This is a genomic window from Pseudoalteromonas sp. S3260 (assembly GCF_005886925.1).
Classification (GTDB): Bacteria; Pseudomonadota; Gammaproteobacteria; order Enterobacterales; family Alteromonadaceae; genus Pseudoalteromonas; species Pseudoalteromonas tetraodonis.
The window spans coordinates 1-6,039 of sequence record NZ_PNCV01000092.1 but is presented as its reverse complement, the minus strand read 5'-3'; the positions used below and the strand labels follow the sequence as shown (position 1 = coordinate 6,039).

The 6,039-nt window shown below is 40.5% G+C and carries 5 protein-coding genes; all 5 read left to right on the top strand.

All coding sequences use genetic code 11. From position 1 onward, the window contains the following. The first annotated feature begins 407 nt into the window (after positions 1-407). The 5 genes from CWC14_RS14845 (at position 408) to CWC14_RS14820 (ending at position 5,651) form a co-directional block, all read left to right on the top strand. Positions 408-1,241, top strand: a complete 834-nt coding sequence (locus CWC14_RS14845) for a tyrosine-type recombinase/integrase (protein WP_016898907.1) — start codon at positions 408-410, stop codon at positions 1,239-1,241. Beyond that, positions 1,238-2,329: an IS91 family transposase gene (locus CWC14_RS14840; RefSeq protein WP_138563620.1), complete on the top strand. Its 1,092-nt coding sequence runs from the start codon at positions 1,238-1,240 to the stop codon at positions 2,327-2,329. The genes CWC14_RS14845 and CWC14_RS14840 overlap by 4 nt, the downstream gene beginning before the upstream one ends. 364 nt (positions 2,330-2,693) lie before the next feature. Continuing rightward, positions 2,694-3,305 carry a hypothetical protein gene (locus CWC14_RS14835; protein ID WP_138563618.1) on the top strand — a complete coding sequence of 204 codons (612 nt, stop codon included), beginning with the start codon at positions 2,694-2,696 and terminating at the stop codon, positions 3,303-3,305. Between the two features lie 36 nt (positions 3,306-3,341). Further along, a complete protein-coding gene (locus CWC14_RS14830; protein WP_138563616.1) occupies positions 3,342-3,974 on the top strand; it encodes a hypothetical protein in 633 nt (210 codons plus the stop codon). 747 nt (positions 3,975-4,721) lie between these two features. Next, the gene (locus CWC14_RS14820) at positions 4,722-5,651 is read left to right on the top strand and encodes a hypothetical protein (RefSeq protein WP_004589485.1); all 930 of its coding nucleotides are present in this window, start codon (positions 4,722-4,724) and stop codon (positions 5,649-5,651) included. Positions 5,652-6,039 lie beyond the last annotated feature (388 nt).

Below are 6,039 nucleotides of genomic sequence, written 5' to 3'. Positions count from 1 at the left end.
TAACACATATAGGTGTAGTAGCTCATATCTGATCTTACAGCTGAGGAGAATTAGTTTAGACTTCACCTGACAAGCTGCTATGAGCGATAACCGGTCATTGAGACTGGCTAAACATCGTCGTTAATAGATTGGTTAAACTGCTCTTTGCGCATATATTCATGAAAATGAGCGGTGAGCGCATATTGATCTATTTAACTTAATTCAAATATTTTAGAAAACTTAGTGATAGTAATACCTTAGGTTATTTGTTAAAACTATATAGAGTAGACAAATGAGCGTTTAGTCGGCAGAAATATGCGCGATGAGCGCACTATAAAATTGTTGAACTAAGCCGCTACGCGGAGATCCTATTCTTATCATTTGAGCCACACTTACCTTGGGGTTATCCCATAACTTGGAGGTAAGTCATGAATACACTCATTGAACAAGTCAAAACTGAAATAGCCTATCGAGGTTATTCGCAAAGTACATGTAAAAGCTACAGTGAACATTTACTAAAACTCAGTCATTACTTTAATAAACCGCTCGACTTAGTCACAGATGATGAGTTGAATATCTTTTTTAACGATCCTGCCATTCGCAAACTTTCTAGATCAAGCCAAAAAGTACAGATAAACAGCATTTGGTTCTTGTTTAAACATATTTTACACCGGCCATTGAACTTAGATATTGCACTGCCAAAAGCAAAGTCGCACGCACCCACCTATTTGTCGCGTGATGATATGCGAAGACTGATAGAAAGCTGTACGGATATGCGATTAAAAACGTTAATAGTAGTTTGCTATGGCTGTGGCTTACGCATTGGTGAGCTGCTACATATTAAAGTGCAAAACATTGATGGACAGCGAAAAACCATATTGATTGAACAAGGTAAAGGGGATAAATCACGTTATGTTGTAGTTTCAGATAGCGTACTAAATCAATTACGTTGTTACTGGAAAATGTATCACCCAACGGGTTGGATGTTTTACTCGCGATTGTTAATGGATAAACCGATGTCAGCATCGACCTTTAGGAAGCCATTGAGAAAACACGCACAAGCGTGTGGTTTAAAACACTGTAATCCACATGCACTACGCCATGCTTATGCAACACACCAACTTGAATCAGGTATGCCACTTCATCAACTGCAACATCAGCTTGGGCATAGTGATATTAAAACCACACAAAGTTACTTACATTGGTTACCAGAGTTAGGTCATGGCGGCATTGATCTGCTTGCAGGTTGGGCTAAACAATGAGCGCTTTGCATCTCGCTGATATTTTAAATTCAAATCTTGAGCATTATCGGCAGCATCATACGATGAGCTATCAACAACTGCGAGTCTGTCAGCACCTGCAATCATGTAGAACAGGTCAGCTCGGTTATCAAGCATGGCAATGTGATAACTGTGGGGAGTCGCAAAAAATTGGGTGTAGTTGTCGAGACCGTCATTGCCCGCGTTGCCAAGGCATGGCCACGGCTAAATGGGTGCAAAAGCAGCAGGAAGATTTATTACCGTGTCGGTATTTTCATCTTGTTTTTACGCTCCCTCATGAGTTGAATATCATTGCTCACTATAACCCAAATGCGTTGTATCAGTGTTTATTTAAAGCGGCATGGCAAACGCTAAGTAAATTTGCGAAACGGAAAAAGCATGGTCAGTTAGGCATGACAAGCGTACTGCATACGTGGGGGCAGAACTTAAGTCAGCATATCCACTTGCATTGTTTGATACCCGCAGGGGCGCTAAATAAAGCGCACTGGCATGAAATAGAAAAAGGCTATTTATACCCCGTAAAAGCGTTATCAACAGTCTTTAGGGGTAAAATGCTAGCGGAACTCAATGAATGCGATAGTTCATTCGCGAAGATAAACACCCCAACAAAGTGGTGTGTGTATAGCAAAGCCTGTTTAACGTACAGTGAAAAGCTCGTGAGCTACCTTGCGCGTTATACCCGAAAAGGCGTGATGTCAGAATCGCGGTTCGTGTCAGCGAATGAGCAGTCAGTGAGCTTTAAATATCGCGACTATGCAGATAACAACCGCGATAAAGTCATGACACTGAGTTGTGATGATTTTTTACGGCGCTACTTACAACATGTATTGCCGAAAGGGTTTATGCGTATTCGCCACTATGGCTTTTTAGCTAATGCGTGCCGCAAGCGAAAGTTAGGGTTAATAAAGGCTCAGGCATCAGCAACCCCATTCAAAGCGGTGAAGCCGAAGGTAGAGCAAGAACGACTAATACCGCATTGGCCTTGCCAGTCATGTAAAGTGGGTATCTTACGATTTATTGGCGTGATGAATTCAGACATGGCGACAAATAAAATAGCGCGAACGAGTTAGCAGCCTTGCTTGCTGCATCAAATCAATGAGTTATCCTGCTTAACTGTTCAGGCTAGTCGCGGCTGCGCGTAAGAAAAACATCCTTGCTTAACGGTTAAACATTCGGTTTAATAAATAGATAATAAACGCTGAGCAATGCAGGGAAAGCTTAAATTATAATAGGTAAGCTTATTAAACTAGCTGATTTAGCTAGAGCCTCTAAAAAGCAAATTCCCATAGCATAAATAGCACCATCTCTGACACACCGAGCAGGTAGCGCCTCAGTCCAACAAGCGATTATGCAACACAAACTGCGTGTCGCATAAATACTAAAATGTTATGCGCCGATCGAGGCGTAAAAATTAACCAATTAGGACGTTTTATTTTGAAATCAAGATATCTGTTCATTTTTATGTTGCTGACCACTTCGATCTTGGCGCAGGCAGGCGAATACAGAACCAAAAGCGTATTTAGCGCTGACTATAAATGCACTGCTGAAGAAGCAGGTGGGTTCAACCACACGGCAACAGGGCACAAGTTAGCTCTATTCAAACCTGATGAGGAGTTTTTCTTGATTCACATATCTAACATTCCTGACAAAGCTGTTTTCGAGATGAAAAGCAAAGAAATAGTTGAATTGTTGGGGAGTGATGAGAGCCGAGTGAGAGAAGAAGTAGAAAGAAGCTATATGAAGCAGGAAATATATTCAGAGGATTTGATATCTGAAAAATCTTCCTACTTCATCAGAGAGCCACGTGATAACCCCGATAAAGTCACAACATATTTCCCAAATCATGCTTGCTCAGCCTACAAGGCTAAGAATGAATCTGATATTAGCTGCTATGAGAGTGATAGCGGGAAGACATTTCAATTTAACTCAGTGACTGGCAGGTTCTCTTACTCCTATTCTGGTAGTTGGCATGTGAAATCAGAAAATAACTATTATGGTGATTCGTCCATATTCGTATTCGGAAAGTGTAAAGAATACTACCGATAAAGAGCCATTTCCAAGAATCGTTGCGGACTTGTTTTGATGCTTAACGAAGATGTCATGTCGGTGTTGCGTGATGATATGCTCATAGATATCACGCATCTATTTTCGAAGATTAATAGTGCAAGTATGTGTCCATACTCCTCTGACTGTTTTGGTTGCCTGGCTAGATTTGTTTTGTCCCTGAATAAGGTAAACGCAAGCGAAGCGATTAACGATATTGCTTTTCAGGTGAGTGAATCTGTTCCAAACTCTGAGTTCAAGGGGTTCATCGATTCGATGCGGCATGCTTTCATATCTTTTAGTAAAGGAGGTATGCGTGACCTGTTTGAATATCAGGAAAATCAGGTTTGGTATCCAAGAATTCTGTTGAAAGAAGTGATTACCCCCAACGATATACATACCTTGGATAGCGTCATAACTTTGTATCGTGGCTGTGACCAATCAGAGTACATCAGCAAAGCGTTCGGTCAGTCATGGAGCACCTCGGAAGAAGTAGCACGTGAGTTTGCTTTCACTCATTACAGCTCACAAAATTGGTTTGATAGTGGTTCCAGATGCTTATTGACTGCGAAAATCGACCGAGATCACGTGTACTACTCAAATCAACGTAAGCATGAGCGTGAGGTAGTAGTTGATACAGAAAAACTTAGGGATCTAGAAATATGCGCATAACAATCAAAGGCACCGGACGCGCAAAAAGCGCGCGCCGCTGCTTTGGGCGTTATGTTTTTCCTTAATCTCATAAAAAGGAGTTTGCTTTGGGCTTTGTAAGTATTTGGCAAATGCTAATTATATTTGTAATGTTATTAATCTGGATGCTGCCTTGGGTGCTTGCTTTAATATCAAAAAAAGCAAAAGGAATGCACAAAGTAATTTGGTTTCTAATGTCGTTCTTTATATCGTGGCTTGGTTATTTAGTTTATTACTTCGTTGTGATCAAAGAGCTCCCAGAGAACAACACATAACAAGCAAATGTTAATCGCCCACGCTGCGCGTGGGCTGCGACGTCAACCCGCTGCGACGTCAACCCGCTGCGACGTCAACCCGCTGCGCGGCTTTTCGCGCTAAATTTGGGCGTTACCGAATAAATATTCCAACTCATTTTTGTCCAGAGGCGGGTTATGTATTTAACTCGCCTTTGCCCCAAAACGTGTTTAGGCGAATGTCTCAAAAGAGCGATGAGCGGTCATTGAGGTGAGTAGTCATTAATTTAGTAAGAATAGAGGAAACTTTCCTCTTTTTTACATGTTTATATTGGCAGTAGGAAGAGTAATATTTATTGTTGGCAATAATTTACGCTATTTGCTATTAATATAAGTTCATTAAATAAGGACGTTTTCGCGCTAAAAAAGGGAAAGTGTCCTCTGATAAAGTTGTTAGCACTCTATTGGATCATTAATTCAGCATGAAGGAAACTATATGGCAACCACCCCAGAGGAAATAAAAAGTTTATGTGAGCAGTGGTGTTCATCTGTTAAAACACCTGATGGTGGTATGGCAATCGGTGCTAATTCTGAAAAATATAGACTTTTTGCAAATGGAGTCAGGTTCCACGAGTTGGATCATCAGGCTTTATTGGCTTCAATTCTTGGTTTATCTAAAGTGTTACTACTCCCAGGATTAAATACAATCGTTGTAGATGATCACTTTGGGTTATGGTCATGGTGTGCTGAAGTTCTCGTAGGTAGTCGCTCTGAATACTTTAGTAATGAAGAACATGAAATGAAGTCATTGTTTCAGGCTTCAATCAGAGCTTCACTTGTAAATTGTAAGAAGCCAGCCAGATCATCAGAAGAGCAGCAGTTACAATACGAATCTGAACAAAAAATTCCGCATCATGCTAGATACTTCCTATATGACTCATCTCTAATATTGGCTTATATCGGTTTCCCATTACTTGAATCGACTCTAAAACGAGTAAGTTCAACATACTTAAATATGGATGGGACGGTTAAGTCTACTTTTCAAGTAAAAAATCGTGCTGGAAAACCGAGACCTTATAAAATTGGTGCGCAATGCTCCAGCATCAGAGATGTTTTAAATCTTGTGTATGATGAAATCGCAGATTCTGAACTCAAGGTACTTTTGCAAGAATTCAGAGTTCATATTTCAAGCTTAGATGATTCTCAAGACCCATTTGACCTTATATATTCATGGAGAAATCAATCTTTACACGGAAGTACAAACTTCCAAACTATTGGTGGAACTTTACTTAATTTATCTCTGCTTCTTTGCATATACAGTTTAAAAGATAATTACGAAGAATTAAGAAATAAAGTGATTGAGCAATGTAGGCGAGAAGAAAGTCATGATCATAAAAGCCCTTGGTCATTTTATCCTCCGTACTAGTGCATACAAGGCACTTAAGCGGAACTAAAACAGTGGATTAGGTTTCGCTTCACTACACATTATAACCCACTGTTTTAGTCCGCTTAGTGCGGCGTCATCACCGTCCGCTCATGGCACAAAGCAGTCACTGGTAACGTTAACGCGGTAAGTTGGACTGTTTCTGATAAATTCATCATTTTTGTCGGATGGCGTTGCTCCGCCACTTATCCGACCTACGTCAAAATGTAGGTTGGTTAAGCCGAAGGCGCCACCCAACAGGCTTTCAAATTCACTTTTTATCCGCTCATAGCACAAATGCGACCATCAGCTTTGATAAAGTCCTACAGTTCAAACCTGATAGATCAAGTTAGTACTTATTAAAATAAACGTGTTAACACCAAGCGACTTT

Bases quoted from the DNA above. Each gene is read 5' to 3' on its own strand.
- CWC14_RS14845 (WP_016898907.1), top strand. From the start codon at position 408: ATGAATACACTCATTGAACAAGTCAAAACTGAAATAGCCTATCGAGGT.
- CWC14_RS14840 (WP_138563620.1), top strand. From the start codon at position 1,238: ATGAGCGCTTTGCATCTCGCTGATATTTTAAATTCAAATCTTGAGCAT.
- CWC14_RS14830 (WP_138563616.1), top strand. From the start codon at position 3,342: ATGCTTAACGAAGATGTCATGTCGGTGTTGCGTGATGATATGCTCATA.
- CWC14_RS14820 (WP_004589485.1), top strand. From the start codon at position 4,722: ATGGCAACCACCCCAGAGGAAATAAAAAGTTTATGTGAGCAGTGGTGT.